The 19,934-nt window shown below is 58.9% G+C and carries 21 protein-coding genes, 1 pseudogene and 1 riboswitch; of the genes and pseudogenes, 21 read left to right on the forward strand and 1 reads right to left on the reverse strand.

What is annotated here, in order from left to right:
* Positions 1–107 precede the first annotated feature (107 nt).
* From J2Z49_RS07900 to J2Z49_RS07910, 3 genes and pseudogenes are all read left to right on the forward strand, one after another.
* Positions 108–1,265 (forward strand): annotated as a pseudogene (locus J2Z49_RS07900) (anaerobic carbon-monoxide dehydrogenase catalytic subunit); the annotation flags it as partial.
* A gap of 262 nt (positions 1,266–1,527) precedes the next feature.
* A complete protein-coding gene (locus tag J2Z49_RS07905) occupies positions 1,528–1,653 on the forward strand; it encodes a hypothetical protein (protein WP_307401760.1) in 126 nt (41 codons plus the stop codon).
* Between the two features lie 85 nt (positions 1,654–1,738).
* The gene (locus J2Z49_RS07910) at positions 1,739–3,334 is read left to right on the forward strand and encodes a diguanylate cyclase (RefSeq protein ID WP_307401762.1); all 1,596 of its coding nucleotides are present in this window, start codon (positions 1,739–1,741) and stop codon (positions 3,332–3,334) included.
* Positions 3,335–3,408: 74 nt separating this feature from the next.
* On the opposite strand, the gene J2Z49_RS07915 is transcribed toward J2Z49_RS07910, so the two are convergent.
* The gene (locus J2Z49_RS07915) at positions 3,409–3,768 is read right to left on the reverse strand and encodes a sigma-70 family RNA polymerase sigma factor (protein ID WP_307401765.1); all 360 of its coding nucleotides are present in this window, start codon (positions 3,766–3,768) and stop codon (positions 3,409–3,411) included.
* Positions 3,769–4,121: 353 nt separating this feature from the next.
* On the opposite strand from J2Z49_RS07915, the gene cobK reads away from it, so the two are divergent.
* From cobK to J2Z49_RS08005, 18 genes are all read left to right on the forward strand, one after another.
* Positions 4,122–4,883, forward strand: a complete 762-nt coding sequence (gene cobK, locus J2Z49_RS07920) for a precorrin-6A reductase (RefSeq protein WP_307401767.1) — start codon at positions 4,122–4,124, stop codon at positions 4,881–4,883.
* A gap of 24 nt (positions 4,884–4,907) precedes the next feature.
* Positions 4,908–5,579: a molybdenum cofactor guanylyltransferase gene (gene mobA / locus J2Z49_RS07925; protein WP_307401770.1), complete on the forward strand. Its 672-nt coding sequence runs from the start codon at positions 4,908–4,910 to the stop codon at positions 5,577–5,579.
* Positions 5,580–5,602: 23 nt separating this feature from the next.
* Positions 5,603–6,124, forward strand: a complete 522-nt coding sequence (locus J2Z49_RS07930) for a YqeG family HAD IIIA-type phosphatase (protein WP_307401773.1) — start codon at positions 5,603–5,605, stop codon at positions 6,122–6,124.
* A gap of 23 nt (positions 6,125–6,147) precedes the next feature.
* On the forward strand, positions 6,148–7,104 hold the full coding sequence (locus tag J2Z49_RS07935) for a shikimate dehydrogenase family protein (RefSeq protein WP_307401775.1): 957 nt from the start codon (positions 6,148–6,150) through the stop codon (positions 7,102–7,104).
* 113 nt (positions 7,105–7,217) lie between these two features.
* On the forward strand, positions 7,218–8,492 hold the full coding sequence (locus J2Z49_RS07940; RefSeq protein WP_307401778.1) for a chorismate synthase: 1,275 nt from the start codon (positions 7,218–7,220) through the stop codon (positions 8,490–8,492).
* 38 nt (positions 8,493–8,530) lie between these two features.
* Positions 8,531–9,049 (forward strand): shikimate kinase, encoded by a 519-nt coding sequence (locus tag J2Z49_RS07945; protein ID WP_307401781.1) that lies wholly within the window; start codon positions 8,531–8,533, stop codon positions 9,047–9,049.
* 49 nt (positions 9,050–9,098) lie between these two features.
* A complete protein-coding gene (gene aroB, locus J2Z49_RS07950) occupies positions 9,099–10,187 on the forward strand; it encodes a 3-dehydroquinate synthase (protein WP_307401784.1) in 1,089 nt (362 codons plus the stop codon).
* Positions 10,188–10,219: 32 nt separating this feature from the next.
* Positions 10,220–10,798 carry a Uma2 family endonuclease gene (locus J2Z49_RS07955; protein ID WP_307401787.1) on the forward strand — a complete coding sequence of 193 codons (579 nt, stop codon included), beginning with the start codon at positions 10,220–10,222 and terminating at the stop codon, positions 10,796–10,798.
* Between the two features lie 149 nt (positions 10,799–10,947).
* The gene (locus J2Z49_RS07960; protein WP_307401789.1) at positions 10,948–11,709 is read left to right on the forward strand and encodes a prepilin peptidase; all 762 of its coding nucleotides are present in this window, start codon (positions 10,948–10,950) and stop codon (positions 11,707–11,709) included.
* 2 nt (positions 11,710–11,711) lie between these two features.
* Positions 11,712–13,409 (forward strand): GspE/PulE family protein, encoded by a 1,698-nt coding sequence (locus tag J2Z49_RS07965; protein ID WP_307401791.1) that lies wholly within the window; start codon positions 11,712–11,714, stop codon positions 13,407–13,409.
* Positions 13,410–13,434: 25 nt separating this feature from the next.
* Positions 13,435–14,520: a type IV pilus twitching motility protein PilT gene (locus J2Z49_RS07970; protein ID WP_307401794.1), complete on the forward strand. Its 1,086-nt coding sequence runs from the start codon at positions 13,435–13,437 to the stop codon at positions 14,518–14,520.
* Positions 14,521–14,588: 68 nt separating this feature from the next.
* Positions 14,589–14,677, forward strand: a riboswitch (cyclic di-GMP riboswitch).
* A gap of 54 nt (positions 14,678–14,731) precedes the next feature.
* Entirely contained in the window at positions 14,732–15,964 is a 1,233-nt protein-coding gene (locus tag J2Z49_RS07975) for a type II secretion system F family protein (RefSeq protein ID WP_307401798.1), read from the forward strand.
* 133 nt (positions 15,965–16,097) lie between these two features.
* Positions 16,098–16,628, forward strand: coding sequence for a prepilin-type N-terminal cleavage/methylation domain-containing protein (locus tag J2Z49_RS07980; protein ID WP_307401800.1), 531 nt, complete (start codon positions 16,098–16,100; stop codon positions 16,626–16,628).
* Between the two features lie 145 nt (positions 16,629–16,773).
* Complete coding sequence (locus J2Z49_RS07985) at positions 16,774–16,917, forward strand: type II secretion system protein (protein WP_307401803.1); 144 nt, start codon at positions 16,774–16,776, stop codon at positions 16,915–16,917.
* Positions 16,889–17,275 carry a prepilin-type N-terminal cleavage/methylation domain-containing protein gene (locus J2Z49_RS07990; protein WP_307401806.1) on the forward strand — a complete coding sequence of 129 codons (387 nt, stop codon included), beginning with the start codon at positions 16,889–16,891 and terminating at the stop codon, positions 17,273–17,275. The genes J2Z49_RS07985 and J2Z49_RS07990 overlap by 29 nt, the downstream gene beginning before the upstream one ends.
* Positions 17,276–17,296: 21 nt before the next feature.
* Positions 17,297–17,908: a PilW family protein gene (locus J2Z49_RS07995; RefSeq protein WP_307401808.1), complete on the forward strand. Its 612-nt coding sequence runs from the start codon at positions 17,297–17,299 to the stop codon at positions 17,906–17,908.
* A 124-nt stretch (positions 17,909–18,032) separates the two neighbouring features.
* Positions 18,033–19,316, forward strand: a complete 1,284-nt coding sequence (locus J2Z49_RS08000) for a PilX N-terminal domain-containing pilus assembly protein (protein ID WP_307401810.1) — start codon at positions 18,033–18,035, stop codon at positions 19,314–19,316.
* Positions 19,317–19,419: 103 nt separating this feature from the next.
* Positions 19,420–19,914 (forward strand): prepilin-type N-terminal cleavage/methylation domain-containing protein, encoded by a 495-nt coding sequence (locus J2Z49_RS08005; RefSeq protein ID WP_307401813.1) that lies wholly within the window; start codon positions 19,420–19,422, stop codon positions 19,912–19,914.
* Positions 19,915–19,934 lie beyond the last annotated feature (20 nt).

The following is a 19,934-nucleotide window of genomic DNA, read 5'->3' on the forward strand; positions in this document are numbered from 1 at the left end:
CAAGGCCGCTGCCTTGAAGCTAATGTTTTTGAGCGGTGAGGTCTCATAACGGGAAAAAATTTTTGTGGAGATACCTACTGGATCTTGACACGGACTCCTCCCAGCCGGTGGGTTTTGGCGTGGTGGACCCTGATTATATCAACATCATGGTCACTGGTCACCAGCATGCCCTGATCGGCCCGGTCCAGGAAGGCCTGGGAGAGCCCTGGGCCGTGGAACTGGCCCGGGATGCCGGGGCGAAGGGCTTTAGAATTGTGGGCTGCACCTGTGTGGGCCAGGACATCCAGTCCCGGGGCGGTGAGGTGTTCGCCGGCCATGCGGGCAACAACTTCACCAGTGAGGCGCTACTGGCCACCGGCGGCATAGACCTGGTGATCAGCGAATTCAACTGCACCCTGCCGGGTATTGAAGATGTCTGCCGCCAGTATATGGTGGCCCAGATCTGCCTGGACGATGTGGCCAAAAAGCAAAATGCCGGCTACCTGCCCTTTGACCCGGCAGGTGGGGAATCCATTGCCCGCCAGGTTGCTGGAGCAGCGGCAGAGAGCTACCGCCGGCGCCGGGATAAAGTAACTGTTAACGTACCCCGGCACGGTTACCCGAATTCGCTGGCAGGTTTTGGCGAAAGGAATTTACGGGCCTTTTTAGGCGGGCACTACAGGCCATTAATTGACCTCATCGCTACCGGACAGATCAAGGGACTGGCGGCCATAGTCGGCTGCTCCAACCTGACTGCCGGCGGTCACGATGTGTTTACCGCCGGGCTGACCGGGGAACTGATCCGGCGGGACATCCTGGTCCTTTCTGCCGGCTGCACCAGCGGCGGGCTGGAGAACCTGGGCTTTATGTCCTCCACGGCACTGGAGTGGGCCGGGGAGAAGCTGCAGAAAGTTTGCCGGGAATTGAACATACCGCCGGTGCTGAACTTCGGCCCCTGCCTGGGTATCGGCAGGCTGGAAGTGGTGGCTGCCGGGATAGCAGCGGAACTGCAGGTGGACCTGCCGCAGCTGCCCCTGGTCCTCTCGGCACCCCAGTGGCTGGAAGAGCAGGCCCTGGCCGACGGCGCCTTCGGCCTGGCCCTGGGACTGCCCCTGCACCTGGCCCAGCCGCCCTTCATTACCGGCAGCAAGCTGGTCACCCGGGTGCTTACGGAAGAGATGGAAAAGCTCACCGGCGGCAGGGTGATTGTGGAAGGGGAAATCGGGAAAGCGGCGGAGCAACTGGAACAGATTATCCACCAAAGAAGGGCGGCCCTGGGGATCTAGGCGCCGGGTCCGTAATTTTTGATGAATGGAGGCTTCTGATACCCCTCCCCCCTCTTTCTTATACACCCGCTCTGAAACTGGAGCGGGCTTTTTTGTCTGAGCCGGAAGGAACGGGTCAATATTATTCTGTTACCTCCCAGCCGCGAAAAATGACACTGGAGACTGGCTCGATTTTTTCGCGGTGCTTGATGAGGAAAAACCTTATCGATCCGACACCGTTCGACAGTGTTTCCCTTGACGCTCTTTCCAGGAAGTGGTTCAATTGAACCTGCCCGGCGACAAAGAAAAGCTCCTGGCGGCCAGCCGGAAGGTGGACAGGTTGATCGTGGAGTATTACCGGGTGAAGTACAGCACCGATTCGACGAGTGGTGTAACTGGAAAACAGTAGTTTCTTCTTTTCTCCTTTGGAGCAGGATTTTTACTACCAGGGAAAGAAAAAGCAACAAAAAATGTACAGAAGGGGGGGTGGAGTTGTGAATTCAGGCGAACAAAAAGAAGAACTTTACCGGCTGGTTGATGCTCTTCCGGAGGAAAAAACCGGTGCGGCTAAACGGTTTTTAGAACTATTGCTCGATGCCGGCAAGGAGTTACAACCGGAAAAGTTAGTGGGAAAACTGAATCTTCTGGAAAGGATCGTTGACTCCCTCCCGGATGCCACCCTTGTCGTTGACCGCAAAGGAAAGGTGCTCGTGTGGAACCGGGCCATGGAAGAAATGACGGGGGTTAAGAGAGAAGAAATACTGGGCAGGGGCGAATACGCTTACGCAGTTCCGTTTTACGGGGAGAAAAGACCCATCCTCGCCAACATCCTGCTCGGCAATGGTACACAGTGGGGACAGCAGTACGATAAAATCGAATTGAAGGGCCATATTCTTGTCGGCGAAGGTTTCGCTCCTTTCGCCCGCGGCGGCAGGGGGCTTTACTTCTGGACGCTCGTGGCCCCAATTTACGACGACAAGGGGAACCTCTTAGGGGCAGTCCAGTGTATCCGCGATATCGGTGAGCGCAAAAAGATGGAGGATGAACTTAGGCGTTGCAGCACCCGCGATGCCCTCACCGGGCTGTACAACCGTGCTTTCTTCGAGGAAGAGCTGCGTCGTCTGGACAGGGGACGCTCTTTTCCTGTCAGCCTCATTTTATGTGATCTGGACGGCTTGAAAGTGGTCAACGACATGCTGGGGCACGAGCAGGGTGACGAGTTATTGCGCCGTGCGGCCAGAGTAATTGCGAGCTGCGTACGGGATTCCGATGTGGTGGCCCGGGTCGGTGGGGACGAGTTTGCTGTAATCCTGCCCCAAACAGACCGGAAGACGGCGGAAGAAGTGGCAAAGCGCATAAATGAGGCCGTTGAAAAGGATAACGTGCAGCATCCGGATCTCCCTTTGAGCATCTCCGTAGGTGTGGCGACGGCAAAAGATGCTTCGCGTCGGCTGTGGGAAGTCTACAAGGAAGCAGACGACGCGATGTACGTGAACAAGCTTGCCAGCGGGAAGGACCCGCGGGCGGCGGTGATCCGCGCCCTCAAGGCAGCCCTGGCGGAGAAGGATTTCCACAACACGGAGCGCATGAAAGAGATCGCCTGCATGCTGGGGGAAGCGGTGGGGCTCTCGCGCGAAGAAATGGACGGCCTGCGACTCCTGGTGGGGATGCACGACATCGGCAAGCTGGGAGTGCCGGACCACATCCTCTTCAAGCCCGGTCCTCTGACTGAAGAGGAAAGGAAAGAAATCCAGCGCCATCCCGAGGTGGGGTACCGCATTGCCCTTTCTTCCGGCGAGCTGGCCCCGGTGGCCCCTTACATTCTCCAGCATCACGAGCGGTGGGACGGGCGGGGCTATCCCCTAGGACTGAAGGGAGAGCAGATCCACCTCTTGAGCCGCATTCTGGCCATAGTCGACGCCTACGACGCGATGACATCGGATCGCCCCTATCGCGGCGCAATGTCGCACCAGGAAGCCCTAGAGGAGTTGAAGAAATGTGCGGGGACACAGTTCGACCCGCAACTTGTGGATATTTTTGTGAGATTGCTGGCGGGAGAAAGGGAGAGTTGCACGGAAAAGAATGTGTAGGATAAAAGAGAGATGCTTGCGACCACAGCTTACATCCTGGACGCGCAGGGGGTGCTGGCCCGGTGGAAACTTCTTTATCCATTGAGGATTTCATTTTCTATGCATCGAGCGGCATAGGTGGTCAGGCAGGTTCCTTTCTTGGGGTCAAAGGAGTTGATGGCTTTAATAAGTCCGATAGTTCCTGTAGAAATCAAATCATCTGTGTCCTCACCCGTGCCCTCATACTTTTTCACTATATGCGCAACCAGGCGCAGGTTGTGTTTTACCAGAACAGCCCGGGCCTTTTCGTCTCCTCGGGCAGCCAGGTTTAAGTAGTGCGCTTCTTCTTCCTCAGATAATGGCTGTGGGAAAATGTTACTGGCCATGTAGGAAACCAGGAGCAGTAAACCGTTGACCAGGGACAAGCAGAGCAAGGCCCAGAGGCCGGAAAACACGCACCATCCCCCCAGAACCGGCTGCACCGGGTAATCAGTAGGTGAATGTTCAGCAAAACCGTACTGACTAGGGTGCGGCGCTGTCGGCGCGGAGCACTGGAGTGAGCGAGGACCCAGCACTCACTGGGATATAAACTCTTCCCAGCACCTGATTTGTCAATTAAACCTGAAACATCGGAAGCAGAGTCATATTTGGGTAAGTGCTGGGCCGCATCCAACCGGGTTCGCTGGATATTTACATTCAGTAGATAATATGGAACGGTTGAATTTACTGTGCCTGTCCGGCAAATTGCGTGTCGGCTGTAGCAGGACTTGGTGAACCACAGGTCGAAGTATACTTCCAGGTGAGTACAATGATTTTAGTTCTTTACGGAACTACGGAAGCCCGGGAACTAATATCTTTGCTTGGTGCCGGTGGTTATCCAGTACTGGCTACCGCCCTGACGGCCTATGGGGGTACCATGGCCGGCATGGGTGGGGCGGTGGAGGTGCTGCCGGCCCCGGAAAGTGTGGCTGATCTGGCCGGGCAGATAAAGCAGCGCGGTATTGCCCTGGTGGTGGACGCCACCCACCCCTTCCCGGGTCCTTTGTCCGAAATGGCACGTGAGGCCTGCTATAATTTGCAGGTGCCATATGTCCGGTATCAGCGTGAGGAAACCATCCTGCCGGATGATCCGCTTATTCACCCCGTGGATTCCTGGAATGAAGCGGTACATACAGCCGCCCGGCTTGGGGATACTATTTTTCTCACCACGGGCAGCAATAATTTGGAACTTTTTGTGCGTTCTCCGGTCATGAAGGGAAAACGGCTGGTGGTCAGGGTACTGCCGGACCATCGCATAATTAAAAAATGCCAGGATTTAGGCTTTCTGCCCCGGGATATCGTGGCCCTGCAGGGACCTTTTTCCACCCGTTTTAACCGGGCCATTTTCCAGGCCTATAAAGCGGATGTCATTGTAACCAGGGATAGTGGCCGCACCACCGATACCAAGATCAAAGCCGCCCTGGCCTTAAAGCTGCCGGTGGTAATCATCAAGCGCACGCCACCGGCGGAAAATAATATGGTTTATACATACGACCAGGTACTCCGTCTGGTACAACGGTATCTGGGATAGCCTGACCGGGAAATGGGGATGAGAATGAAGCACGGGGAAGGGGTTGGACCAGCCGGTCCCCAGTCTGAATGCAACATACCGGCCGCGGGCGGTGATCGCCGGTTTGCCGGAACGGTTACGGGGGTTGTCCTGGTGGGTGGGTGCAGCAGCCGCATGGGTGCCAACAAGGCGCTGCTTTCCTTCGGCGGGGAAAGGTTATTGGACCGGGTCGTGGCCCGGGTGCGGGAAGCCTTTCCCCGGGTGATCCTGGTCAGTAATGACCCCGCCAGCTATAATTACCTCGGCCTGCCGGTTATCAGGGACATTTACCCCGGGCGGGGGCCGCTGTCCGGCATTCATGCCGCCCTGTCAGCCGTCGCCACCCCTTACATATTTGTGGTGGCCTGTGACATGCCCTTTGTCGATCCCAGGCTGGCCCTTTACCTGGCCCGCCAGGCACCGGGGTATGATGTGGTGGTGGTGCGGGACGGCCCTTACCTGGAGCCCCTTTTTGCCGTTTACGGCAGGGGTTGCCTTGAGCCTGTCGAGTCGCTTTTACGCAAGGGTTTGCGGTCGAGGGTGGTGGACTTTTTCCCCGCCGTGCGGGTAAAATATATTGAACGCTGGGACTTGTCGGGTTTTGCCGGCGTTGATAAAGTGTTTATGAATATAAATACCCCGCGGGATTTGGAGCGGGCGTTGCAGTTCCTGGAGTAGCCTGATCTATAGAGGAGAACGGGATGTTCAAGCTGCTTTACCCCAAACTGTATGTGGCTAAACTTTTCGATATCGACCCGGCTGAACTACAAAAAAAGGGTATTCGCGCCATTCTTCTGGATCTGGACAACACCATTGTTCCCAGGGATCAGGATTGTTGTCCCGATGAGATAATGCAGTGGATAAAGAAGGCAAAAAAACACGGGTTCAAGCTTTGTATTGTATCAAATAATTCCCCTGCGCGGGTTCAAGCGCTGGCATCAAGCCTGGCCATACCGGCGGTTTACCGGGCGGTTAAGCCTGCCAGGCGCCCTTTCATTCAAGCCATGAAACTGCTCGGGGTGACCCCCGGCCAGACTGCCGTCATTGGTGACCAGATTTTTACCGATGTGCTGGGCGGCAACCGTTTGGGCCTCTATACCATCCTGGTGGTTCCCCTTCCCGGTCGTGAATTCTGGGCCACACGGCTCTTCAGCCGCCGTCTGGAAAAAGTGGTTCTCCGGCGTTTGGCCAGGAAAATGCCGGGTGGTTCGGTTGCCCGCTAACTATCCTGTAAATGGGGGATTCTATGGGCGAACTGATTAGCGGTCGCACCAGGGTTTGCGGTCTTTTCGGCTTTCCAGTGGAACATTCCTTTTCGCCGGCCATGCACAATGCGGCCTTCAGGCATCTGGGCCTGGATTTTGTCTACGTGGCCTTTGCCGTGCACCCCCGGGAGGTGGAAAGGGCAGTAGCCGGGATCCGGGCGCTGAACCTGGCCGGGGTCAATGTGACCGTGCCCCATAAAGAGAAGGTTATACCTTATCTTGATGAGTTGACCGCCGGGGCCCGGCTGGCCGGGGCGGTGAACACCATCGTTCACCGGGACGGGCGCCTGGTGGGACACAATACCGACGGGGCCGGTTTTGTGCGCTTTCTGACTGATGATGCCGGGTTTAATCCTGCCGGCAAGCGGGTACTGATCCTGGGAGCCGGGGGCGCGGCCAGGGCGGTGGCCGTCCACCTGGCCCTGTCCGGAGCTGCGCAACTGCTGGTGGCCAACCGCACCCTTTCCCGGGCGGCAGAACTGGTTGCTCTGATCAACGAAGGGACACCCGCCCGGGCGTGGGCCGTACCCTGGCCGGCACAGGGCAACCTGGTTTTACCTGAACGACCCGAGAGGAAGCCGCCGGGCGGTCATGACCCTGAAGAGGGAAAGGGTACTTTCGTTCTGGATACAAATGGCGGCAAGATCAAGGAACTGGTTGCTCTGGTGGATCTGGTCGTTCAAACCACGCCGCTGGGCATGCACCCCCGGGAAGACACCTGCCCGGATTTCCCTTTTGACTGCCTGCACACCGGCCAGGTGGTGGTGGATCTGGTTTACAACCCGCCGCGCACCCTCTTTATGGAACGGGCCGCCCGTTCCGGCGCCCGGGTATATAGCGGCCTGGGCATGCTGCTGTACCAGGGGGTGCTGGCCTTTGAGCTATGGACCGGGGAAGAGGCCCCGGTGGAAGTAATGCGCCGGGCGTTGCCTTTTTAATACTTTTTGTAGTGCAAACGGCAGGCAGGTACTATTTTCAGGGCAGGTTGCTACCGCCCGCTGCACGGGAAGACCATCTTGGAAGAGCTGATCATTAAGGGGGAACCATCCGCATGTTGCGTTATTTAACTGCCGGAGAATCTCATGGTCCCGCTTTGACGGCCATCATTGAAGGGTTACCCGCCGGGCTGGCCCTGCCGGAAGATTATGTAAACCGGCAACTGGCCCGCCGGCAGGGCGGCTACGGCCGGGGTGGCCGCATGCGGATCGAGCAGGACCGGGTGCGTTTTCTGGCCGGGGTCAGGGGTGGTTTCACCCTGGGCAGCCCCGTAGCCCTGTATATCGAAAACCGGGACTGGGCCAACTGGCAGGAGATTATGGATCCCGGCGCTGCTGCCCGGCTCGACCAACGGGTGGTCACCAGACCCAGGCCGGGCCACGCCGACCTGGCCGGGGCTTTAAAATACGGTCACCGGGATATCCGCAACGTACTGGAACGGGCCAGCGCCCGGGAGACGGCCGCCCGGGTGGCCGCCGGCAGTGTGGCCCGCCGTCTTCTGGAGGAACTGGGCATAGAGATCATCGGTCATGTGGTGCGCATCGGGCCGGCGGCGGCACCGGAACTGGACTTAACCCGGGAAATGCCGTCCACCCCTCCGGGTGGGGCCGGTAAAGGGCCGGATGAAGCGGAGGAAGAGGGTGGATGCGGGCCCGGCCGGCCGGGCGGGTCCCCGGGCGTGGACCTGCGCCGGCTGCAGGAGATTCTGGATGCTTCCCCCGTTTACTGCCTCCACCGGGAGACGGCAGAGGCGATGATGCGTGAAATCGACCGGGCCCGGGAAGCCGGGGACTCCCTGGGGGGTGTCTTTGAGATCCGGGTTTACGGCCTGCCTCCCGGTTTGGGCAGCTATGTCCACTGGGACCGCCGCCTGGACGGGCGCCTGGCCGGCGCGCTGATGAGCATTCAGGCCATCAAAGGGGTCGAGATCGGGCTGGGCTTTGCCGGTGCCGCCCTGCCCGGTTCGCAGGTGCACGATGAGATATTTTATAGCCGGGAGAAGGGTTTTTACCGCCGCACCAACCGGGCCGGCGGCCTGGAGGGGGGCGTGACCAACGGTGAGCCCCTGATCGTGCGGGCGGCCATGAAACCCATCCCTACCCTGTATAAACCTTTACGCAGCGTGGATCTGATTTCAAAAGAACCTTTCACTGCCTCGGTGGAGCGTTCCGATGTTTGTGCCGTACCGGCCGCCTGTGTGGTGGGCGAGGCGGTGGTGGCCTGGGAACTGGCGGCGGCCTGCGTGGAGAAATTTGGCGGCGACACCCTGCAGGAAATGAAAGCAAATTATCAGCAATACCTTGATTATCTCAAGGCCAGGATATGGTGATTTCCCCGGCAGGACGGGAGTGTGGCGGAGGAGAGGAAATGAGAAATATTGTCCTGATCGGTTTTATGGGTACGGGGAAAAGTGCCGTCGGCCGGCGCCTGGCCGCCCGCCTGGGGCGGGAATTTGTGGATACCGACGAGGAGATAGAGCGGATTACCGGCAAAACCATTCCCCAGATTTTTGCCCGGGACGGGGAGATCCGCTTCCGTTCAGAGGAGGCCCTGGTGGTGAAGAAGGTAGCCGCCAGGGAAAACCTGGTGGTAGCCACCGGGGGCGGGGTGGTGCTGAACCCCGAAAATGTGCGGGCACTGCAGCAAAATGGCGTGCTCATCGGGCTGGTGGCCGACCCCGGGGTAATTTACCGGCGGGTGAAGCGCAAGCGTAACCGGCCCCTGTTAAACGGCCCGGGAGACATCCTGGCCCGGATCAAAGAACTGCTGGCCGCCCGGGCAGGCGCCTACGCGGTGGCGGAATTCACCGTGGATACCGGCCGGCACACCATCGACGAGGTGGTGGAGATGATTGTTGCTTATCTGAAGGAACGCGGAATTATTTGAAACCGGGTAAAACCCCGAAGAACATAGATAAAAAGAAAGGACATCATCAATGCAGGAAGTGTACATAGATCTTGGCGCCCGCAGTTACTCCATTTATATTGGCACCGGCCTGCTGCCCCGGCTGGGGGAGTACCTGAAAGTTCTCAAATTAACTCCCCGGGTGCTCCTCGTTACCAACCCCGTGGTGGGCTCCCTTTACGGCGCGGCGGCCGAAACCGCCCTCGGGGATGCCGGTTTTGAAGTGATCCGGGCGGAGATACCCGACGGGGAGGAATACAAGAGCCTGGCCACGGCCGAAAAGCTCTACGACCTGGCCTACACCCGCGAACTGGATCGGCGGAGCCCCGTGGTGGCCCTGGGGGGCGGGGTGGTGGGGGACCTGGCCGGTTTTGTGGCCGCAACCTACCTAAGAGGCGTGCCCTTCATTCAGGTGCCCACCACGCTGCTTGCCCAGGTGGACTCCAGCGTGGGGGGCAAGGTGGCCGTCAACCACCCCCGGGGCAAGAACATCATCGGCGCCTTCTACCAGCCCCGGCTGGTCCTGGCCGACCTGGATGTGCTGAAAACCCTGGACCCGCGGGAGGTACGGGCCGGCCTGGCCGAGGTGATCAAGTACGGCGTCATAGCCGATCAGGCCTTCTTTACCTGGCTGGAGGAGAACCTGGAGCGCCTGCTGGCTCTGGAAGCCCGGGCCCTGGCCCATGCCGTGGCTGCCTCCTGCCGCATTAAAGCGCGGGTGGTGCAGGAGGACGAAACCGAACAGGGTCGCCGGGCCATCCTCAACTTCGGCCACACCCTGGGCCACGCCCTGGAGGCCCTCACCGGCTACACCGCATACCGCCACGGGGAGGCGGTGGCTACCGGGATGGCGGCGGCGGCCCGGCTGGCGGTGGCCCTGGGGATGTTTCCGGAAGGAGACGCCGCGCGGGTAATCAACCTTATCCGCCGGGCCGGGCTGCCGGTAGAAATAACGCCGGAACTATCTACCGGCGACCTGCTGGCCTCCATGCGCCGGGACAAGAAAGTGCTGGCCGGGCGGCTTACCTTCGTCCTGCCGGTGGAAATAGGCCGGGTGGAGATCGTTCGGGACGTGCCGGAAGAAACGGTGGGGCGGGTTTTACATTTATGCTATAATTAACCAGAGCAGGGTTATAAGAGAGGTGCTGGTGAATGAGCGCGGCCTTTTCCCGGGTTCAAATTCCTCCCAAAGAAGTCTACACCTGTGCCGACTATGCTGCTCTCCCCGAGGGAGCTCCTTATCAGCTCATTGGAGGGAAGCTGGTAATGACCCCTTCGCCATCCACCCGTCACCAGGCCGTTTTGCGGCGCCTGGGTGTAAAAATGGCTAATTTTGTTGATGAAAAAGGAGTGGGGGCGGTTTACTTTGCCCCCGTGGACGTTTACCTGCAGGAAACGGCAGTATATCAACCAGATATTGCTTTTGTTTTCAGAGATAGGTTTGCTATCATTGAAGCAGAAAAGATTAATGGTGCGCCTGATCTCGTGGTGGAGATTTTGTCTCCCTCCACAGCTTACTACGATCTGCGGGAAAAGTTTAAGATTTATGCTCGCTGTGGCGTGAAAGAGTACTGGATAGTAGATCCCATAGAGAAAAGCATTGAGCTTTACGCCGGAAAGGAAGGTAAGTTCATTCAAGTTGCCAGGGCTGAGGAAACGGGAAGGGTTGTATCTGGTGTTTTAGAGGGCTTTTCCGTAGAATTGGAAGAAATTTTTGTGGACGCCCCTTAAATTTTAAGGAGTTCCCTATGGGAACGTTCGTTCTCTCTGTTAATCATGAAAATCGATCAAGCAAGTTCAATCTGGAATTCGCCTAAAGCGGATTCCGACTATCCCGACGACTGACGACCGACGACTATTTTTGAGGGAGAGATTGTCACTTGCCGCTGACCTGGTTCTGGTTCTTTTCTTTCCTGCTCGGCCTTTGTATCGGCAGCTTCTTAAACGTATGCATTTACCGTCTGCCCCGGGGGATGTCCCTGCTGGCGCCCCCCTCCCACTGCCCGGCCTGCGGCGCACGCCTGGGACCTCTGGATTTAATCCCCGTGCTGAGCTATCTTTTCCTGCGGGGCCGGTGCCGTCACTGCAGCGGGGCGATCTCCCCCCGCTACCCCCTGGTGGAGCTTTTGACCGGGGCCGGTTTCCTGCTGATTTCCCGGGAACACGGCCCGCACGTTCATACTGCCGGCCTGCTGGTCCTGTTTTCCGTCCTCGTGGCGGCCAGCTTCATTGACCTCGACCACCGGATCATCCCCGACCGGCTCACCCTGTTTGCCCTGGCCGCCGGCATACCTCTGGCCGCCCTCCAGGGTGCGGAGGTTCTCAAAGACGGCTTCTGGGGCTCTGTGCTGGGGGGCGGGGCATTGTTGATGGTGGCCCTTTTTTCGCGGGGCGGCATGGGCGGTGGGGACGTGAAGCTGGCCTTTGCCATCGGATGGTACCTGGGCTGGCAGGAGACCCTGGTGGCCCTGTTCCTGGCCTTTGTGCTGGGTGCGGTTGTGGGGGTTTTATGGGCGCTCAGGACGGGGAGAACCCTTAAAACGGCCATCCCCTTCGGCCCGTTTCTTTCATCGGGGGCCATGCTGGCCGCGTTGACAGGGGATAAGCTTATTTCCTGGTATCTGAACCTGTGGGGTGGTTGAAAATGGCCGCCGTTTACACCAAAAAGCGCCTGGGGGACCTCCTTCTGCAAACCGGGTTGATTACCCGGGAGCAGTTGAACCAGGCGCTTGAGGTGCAAAAGCAGACCGGGGAGCGCCTGGGCCGGGTTCTCATCAACCTGGGCCTGGTCACGGAGCAGGACATCCTGAACACCCTGGAAATGCAGCTGGGCATTCCCCAGATTACCCTGATGGACAAAGTAGACCCAGTGCTGATCAAATCTCTCCCCGAGGCTGTCCTGCGCCGGCATAAGGTGGTGCCCGTGAAAAAAGAGGGACGGCGGCTGATCGTGGCCATGTCCGACCCTCTGAACCTGGTTGCCCTGGACGACATCCGCCTGGCCAGCGGGCTGGAAGTGGAACCGGTGCTGGCCCGGGAAGAGGAAATCGACGCCGTTCTCCAAAAGGTATTCGGCCTTACCTTTGTGGAGCAGGCCTTCGGCCAGCCGGCCGCCCCGGAGGAGCGGGAAATCCAGACCCTCACCCTGGCGGCGGGGGATGAGGTGCCCCCGGAGGAAGCACCGGTGGTGCGCCTGGTCAACACCATCATTGCCCAGGCGGTGGCGGAAAAGGCCAGCGACATTCATATTGAACCACAGGAGGACCGGGTGCTGGTGCGTTACCGGGTGGATGGGTTGTTGAGGGAAGCCCTTACTCTGCCCCGGCATATCCGCTTCAACCTTACTACCAGGATCAAAATCCTGGCCGGCCTGGACATTGCCGAAAAGCGCCTCCCCCAGGACGGCCGGTTTCAGGTTAAGTACGGAGAACAGGAAATAGATGTGAGGGTATCCACCCTGCCTACGGTCCACGGGGAAAAGGTGGTCCTGCGTTTGCTGCTTAAAAGCGGGCGAATCCTGCCCATTGACCGGCTGGGATTCCACCGCTACAACCTGGAGCGTTTTGCAGAGGTAATCCATCGCACATCCGGCATGATCCTGGTCACCGGGCCCACCGGCAGCGGCAAGACCACCACCCTGTACGCGGTACTGGCCCAGTTGAATTCCCCGGAGCGCAATATTGTGACCATAGGGGACCCGGTGGAGTACCTTCTGCGGGGGATCAACCAGACCCAGATCAACGTGAAAGCCGGGCTTACCTTTGCCGCCGGCCTGCGCTCCATCCTCCGCCAGGACCCGGACATCATCATGGTGGGCGAAATAAGGGACGGGGAGACGGCCCAGATCGCGGTGAGGGCGGCCACCACCGGCCACCTGGTGCTCAGCAGCCTGCACACCAACGACGCCGCGGGTGCCCTGACCCGCCTTATCGATATGGGGGTGGAGCCCTTCCTGGTGGCCTCCTCGGTGGTGGGCGTGGTTTCCCAGCGGCTGGTGCGCCTGCTCTGTCCCCGCTGCAGGGAGCCCTACCAGCTCCCGGAAGACGCGCCGGAGAGGATTTTTATGGGCCTGCCGCCCGATGATCCGGTGACCCTTTACCGGGCCGCCGGCTGCCACCACTGCAACCACACCGGTTACCGGGGGCGGACGAGCATCCAGGAGGTGCTGCCCGTGACCCGGGCCATCAGGGAGCTGGTAAATAAAAAAGCTTCTGCCGATGTGATCAAAGAAAAGGCGGTGGCCGAGGGAATGGTTACCCTGAAAGAAGATGGAATAGACAAGGCCCGGCAGGGGATCACCTCCATAGCGGAAGTGATGCGCGTGGCCTATAACGAGTGGTGACGGAAAAGGAAGGTGTTGCGGCGGAATGCATGCCGATGAACTTTTAAAGCTAGCCTTCGAGCTGAAAGCTTCCGATGTCCACCTTACTGTGGGCCGCCCGCCCGTCTTTCGGGTTCACGGGAAGCTTTTTGCCGCCGACGAGCTGGACGCCCGGGCCGTGCCGTGGGTGGAGGATCTGCCCGTCCTCACCGCCGGGGATACCGAGGCCCTGGCCCGCCAGCTGATCCCCGGGGACCGGTTCCAGCAGTTCATGCAGGTGGGCGAAAGCGACCTGTCTTACGCCATCCCGGGAGTGGGCCGCTTCCGCGTGAACGCCTTCAAGCAGCGCGGCACGGTGGCCCTGGCCATCCGCCTCATCCCGGAGCGCATCCCCACCTTCGATGAACTGGGCCTGCCCGAGGTGGTGGCCCACCTGGCCAGGCGGCCCCGGGGCCTGGTGCTGGTTACCGGGCCCACGGGCAGCGGCAAGTCCACCACCCTGGCGGCCATGATCGACCTCATCAACAGCGAAAGCCGCCTGCACATCATCACCCTGGAAGACCCCATCGAGTACGTCCACCGGCACAAGAAGAGCCTGGTCAACCAGCGGGAAATCGGCCGGGACTCCCTTTCTTTTGCTGCCGCCCTGCGCGCGGCCCTGCGGGAAGACCCCGACGTCATCCTGGTGGGGGAGATGCGGGACCTGGAAACCATTGCCACGGCCATCACCGCCGCCGAAACCGGTCACCTGGTGCTGGCCACCCTGCACACCACCAGCGCGGCCCAGACCATCGACCGCATCATCGACGTTTTCCCGCCCCACCAGCAGCAACAGGTCCGGCTGCAGCTGGCCAACGCCCTGGAAGGAGTGATTGCCCAGCAGTTGCTGCCCCGCAGGGACCGCCCCGGCCGGGTGGCGGCACTGGAAATCCTGGTGGCCACGCCGGCCATCCGCAACCTCATCAGGGAGGGGAAGACCCACCAGATTATCTCCCACCTGCAGACCGGGGCCAGGTACGGCATGCAGACCCTGGATATGGCTTTAAGAAACCTCGTCCGTACAGGGGTGATCGGCAGGGAAGAGGCCCTGGCCCGGGCGGCCGATGCCGAAAATTTGTTAAAAATGATTTAAAACAACAAGCTGGTTATTGACTGGCAGAGCGGCTCCCGCTAAGATAAGTTTTAGGAAGAGTGCGGCAAAGCGAAAAGAGGCAAACCTGCCGAAAGGCAGGGGCGCAAAGCCGCGGGCCTAAAGCGGTGCGAGCCGCCAGGGCAGCCGGGCTGCCGAACTTTCCGGCACGTACTTCCAGGCGCGTCGCCTGGATTTTTATTTCCGGGAGGTGGTGAGGGGAGCTTTGCCCGTCTATGCCTATCGGGCCCGGGATTTAACCGGCAGGGTGGTTTCCGGCCGGCTGGAAGCTGGCGGTCCGAGGGAGGCGGCCAGGATACTGCAGGGCCAGCAGCTCATCCCCGTGCAGATCCGGGCCGTGCGGGGGGGCGTCAGCCTGACTTTGCGGCTGCCTTCATTCCGGCGTGGGGTCAGGCTGAGGGAGCTGGCCCTCTTCTGCCGCGAGCTCTCCACCCTGGTCAGCGCCGGCGTGCCCCTGGTGGGTGCCATGCGCATCCTGGAGCTGCAGGTGGAGGGCCGGGTGCTCAAAGAGGTGGTGCGCGGGGTGACCGGCCGCCTGGAGCAGGGACACTCTCTAGCCGAATCCTTCGGCGCCTACCCGTTGGTCTTCCCCGAGATCTTCATCAGCATGGTGGAGGCCGGGGAAGTGGGTGGTGTGCTAGACGAGGTGCTGGAGAGCCTGGCCGGCCATTTTGAAAGGGAACACGAGGTGAGGGAAAAGGTGAAGTCGGCCCTCACCTACCCCACCATGGTACTGGGCTTTGCCGTGGTCATCCTCACCTTCGTGCTCACTTTCGTACTGCCCCCCATCATCAACACCATCCAGAACCTGGGTGTGCCCCTGCCCCTGCCCACCCGGGTGGTGATGGGAGCCAGCCGCCTGGTGGGGCGCTACTGGTACCTTCTCCCGCTGTTTCCGCTGGCGGCGGCTTTCGGCTTTCAGCGCCTGCGGGCCTCGCCCCGGGGCCGGGAGATCTGGGACCGCCTGGTCCTGAAAATGCCCGTATTCGGGCCGGTGCTGAAAAAAATAATCATTGCCCGCTTCGCCCGTACCCTGGCCGCCATGCTCAAAGGCGGGGTGCCCATCATCCAGGCCCTGGAAGTGGTAAAGAAAACCGCCGGCAACCAGGTGGTGGCGGGCGGCGTGGCCAGGGCGCAGGAGAGCGTGCGGGAGGGGCAGGGCCTGGCCGGTCCCCTGGAAGAGAGCGGCATCTTCCCCCCGCTGGTCATCCGCATGATTGCCGTGGGGGAAGAAACCGGCAGCCTGGACGCGCTGCTGGTCCGCATCGGCGCCTTTTACGACCAGGAAGTGAACATCACCGTGGGCCGCCTCTCCAGCGTGCTGGAGCCGGTGCTGATTGTCTTCCTGGGCGGCATAGTGGGGTTCATCGTCCTTTCGGTGCTCCTGCCCATGTTTACCAGCATGATGCAGGGGCTGGGGAAGTAGGGCGGTGGTTTCAAAGGTGTTCTTACATACATACTCTAACCGGCCGTTTAGGCACCGTTTCCAGGTCAATTATTTAATTAACAACCCTTGTTTCTTGTTTTATTAAGACACTGCTTTTAGGGAGGGAAAAACTATGCGCAAAAAACTTAAGGACAACCGCGGCTTCACCCTGGTGGAGCTTCTGGTGGTCATCGCCATCATCGGCATTTTAGCCGCCATCATCGCTCCCAACGCCTTCAAGGCCATTGAAAAGGGCAAGGTAGCGGCAGCCGAGGCGGATTATAAGGCAATTAAAGCGGCGGCATTGAATTACTATACCGACACCGGCGAGTGGCCAAATGACGGAGCAGATAACACAGGGTTTGTGCAATCCGATGGCAAAACTGGCTGGAATGGTCCCTACCTGGAGCGCTGGCCGAGCAAGAACCCGTGGGGTCAAACGTATGTGTACAATAAAGATAACGGTGTAGACTTTGACGGCAATACAAGTACAACTGAGCGATATCTGACAATCAGTAGTGTTCCTTTAAGCGCAGCAAAGCGGATCGATGCTGACTTAGATGGAACGGAAAATGGGTCACAAGGAATTGTTAGATATAATTTTGGTTCTACTACAACAGGCGATGTAAATATTTTGATTTCAGCTGATGGGCAAGTGCAGTAACTTTACAAGTTTAATGCTTTAATGCCCCTATGATCCTGCCGGCGCCCCCCAGCGCCGGCAGGGCCGGAACCCGTGTGCCCTGTTCAGGCGGGGATGAGGTAGTGAACCGGATCCTCTTTTTCCCGGGAGAGGATGTGAGCCATTAATGTTCGGTTTGCCGGACCTGCGCCGCAACAATCGCGGCTTCACCCTGGTGGAGCTTCTGGTGGTCATCGAACCTTTAAGTCCGCTGCAATGCTTCATGCAGACGAGGAATGGTTATGATTATGCGTCCGTTTTCCAGACATGACCGCGCCTTTACCCTGATCGAGGTCCTGGTGGCCGCCGCCATTTTGGTGCTGGTGGCGGCCACCGCCGTAAATCTGCTGGTCTCAGGCAAGATGGCTGCTCAGGCAGCCTGGGAGGATACGGTGGCCGTAAACGCCGCCCAGGCCGTGATGGAGGAACTGCTGGCCAGCTCCCTTGCCGGCGGCGAAAGGCAGGATGAACCGCGGTCCTTTCCCGGCGCGTCCGGTTATGCTTACACATATTCGGTAGATACCTATCAGCCGGATGATCGGCTGGTCCAGGTGCGGGTCACCGTCCACTACCGGCACCAGGGGCAGGAGCGGCAGCTGGAGCTGGTGACGCTAAAGCGCAGGGGATGATGGATACAGGTGGCGATAATAATGGTGAACCGGGCGAGCGCGTGCAGGCGGCAGGCAATTGTAGCTTTCAGGGCGGGAGTCGCTGAAAGATCCCGGCACGGGAAAGCCGGTACTGAAGGGAAACCGGTTACCGGATGGCGGGCGTGGCTGCCAGGGCTGGCCCTGGGTTGCCGGGGCCTGACGCTGATCGAGGTCCTGGTGACGGCCGTCCTTCTCTCTTTAATCCTGGGGGCGGCCTATTTCGTCGTCGACAGCACCATGCTCAACTGGAAAAAGGGCGACGAGCAGGTTGACGTGCAGCAGAACCTGCGGCTGGCCATGGACCGGCTGACCCGGGAACTGAGGGTCAGTGCAGGGGTGGACGAAATAAATCCCCAATCATACATCATTTTTAAGAGCCCGGACAACGCAAAATACATCAAGTATTATCTTTACGGCGGCGAGATCAAGCGGGCCACCAGCAGTAATAAAATTATCTGGGAGGGGGACAATCCCGTGGCCGGGCGGGTTCAGGCGGTATCATTCCAGGGAGTTACCGGCTTGCCGGCCACGGTGGAGATAAAGCTCACCGGCACCAACGGTTTTGTTTTAACTTCACGCGTGACCGTGCGGATGATACGCGAGCAAAATTGATTTTCCCGGAACATATGTTCTGTATGGAAGTGATTTGGGAGGGCGACCTGCATTGACCGGCGGGCAAAAGGGAAAATTCAAGAGCGGGCAGCTATGCCGGAGGCTCCCTGCTTTCTGGAAAAATATGCGCACAGGAGCACAAAAAGGCGCGGCCCTGGTCACAGTGCTCCTGCTCACCCTCCTGCTCCTGGTCTTTGCCGGCTCCCTGGTCCAGCTAGTCACGGTGGACAAAAGAATGTCCGCCAGCGAGGTGGCCATGACCCGGGCCCTCTACCTGGCCGAGGCGGGGGTGGAAGTAATGGTCGCCCGCCTGGCCGGGAATTTTGATGCCGGGCCGCCGTCCACGCCAATCGTGCTGGGGAACGGGCAGATCTCAAAAATTACCGTGAGCCCGGTGGATGCCACCACCAGAGAGATCCTGGCCGAGGGGCGGGCGGGTAACGCCCGCAAGGCACTCAAAGTGCGTGTCCAGCGCACGGCTGCCCCCGTGCTGCAGAACGCCCTTTGTGCCGGAAATTCCCCTAACTTAAGCGGCAACGCATCTGTTAGCGGCAACTTGTTGATTAACGGCAATTTGGAAACTGGCTCCAGTATAAGCCTTACCAATTCCAGGCTGGTGGTGAAGGGCAATCTGGATAATGAAAATGGTAGCATCAACATTTTGTCCGGAGGCAGCCTTTTGGTGGGAGGCAACCTCTATAATAAACACGGCCGCATTGAAACACCGGGCTACCTCCAGGTGGACGGCGCCATCGATAATTCTTCAGGCACCGTGATTTTCTCCCCCGGCGGGACCTACTACACCCCTGCCACGCAATATCCGGCGGGCACGTTTATCATTCAAAATGACGGCCAGGTACCCCGGCTGGACGGCCCGCGGGAAAATATCGCTGCCCTTGTAGAGCCGGCCGCCCTTCTGGATCCAGCGGGAAAAGTGGCCGCCTACCAGGGCTATCCCCGTTTGGCCGTGACCGAACAGGGAAACAAATATGAGTTTGACTTCACCGGTAAGACTGCCGGGACCTATTACCTGGACACCGGTGGAAAGGAACTCTGGCTTGAGGGTACATACAGCGGGAAATGGGTTATTGCCGTTAAAGGGAACGTGGAGTTCAGCGGCGATTTGCAGCCGGCAAATGCAAGCCAGGACGTCCTGGTTTTGCTGGTGAACGGTACGGTTAGCGTACACGGGAACAAAGACATCAGCGCCGTTATATATGCGGGGCGGTTCGAAGCCGGCGGGAGCAGTACCATCAGGGGGACGGTGGTTGCGCAATCTTTTGATGTCGGTGGTAATGCGAGCCTGATCCAGGATAATGACCTGATCCGGAACGCCGTTCCCGTCCTACCGTCAGACCTGGTCACTGTGAAAATTATTTCCTGGCGGGAGGAATACGACGTATTTTGATTTCCCGAACCTGACCGTAACGTCCTGAAAGTTTGGTAACATTTCCATTTCAGGGTTTCCTTTAAAAGCAGGACTTTTTTACTTCAACCACGAAAGTATATTCATGTTTCGCCAGTTTTCGTTCCCCAAAATTATATCCTCGCCCGGGGGCTTTACTTTACTCGAGGTTCTTGTCTCCACGGCCATCAGTGCCATCCTGCTTTTAATTGCGGTGCCCGCCGTACTTAACGGTTTAAGCAAGTACGCCCTGTACACCGGCGCCCGCCAGATGGCCACGGATATTCGCGGCTGGCAGCAGCAGGCCCTTTCCGCAGGGGATACCATGTCTACTTACAGCATACAGTTTGATCCTTTCAACGACGCCTATCATTTAATGATTAATAATGTATCCAGACAAAAGCAGTGTCTCCCTGTTTACCTTGATCTGGTCTCGACAAATTTTCCGTCCAATGAGCTTAAATTTAACCTGCGGGGGATCCCCATTTCCGGTGGCGGGACGGTTACCTTGCGTGAAAAGTTGACGCGAAGATGTTATTACGTCATTGTCGCCCCTGTTACCGGAAGGGTGCGTGTTTCTCCTCTGCCTCCGGCAGGTTAATCCAGATTATTTAATAATGG

It is taken from the genome of Desulfofundulus luciae (genome assembly GCF_030813795.1).
GTDB classification, from domain to species: Bacteria; Bacillota; Desulfotomaculia; order Desulfotomaculales; family Desulfovirgulaceae; genus Desulfofundulus; species Desulfofundulus luciae.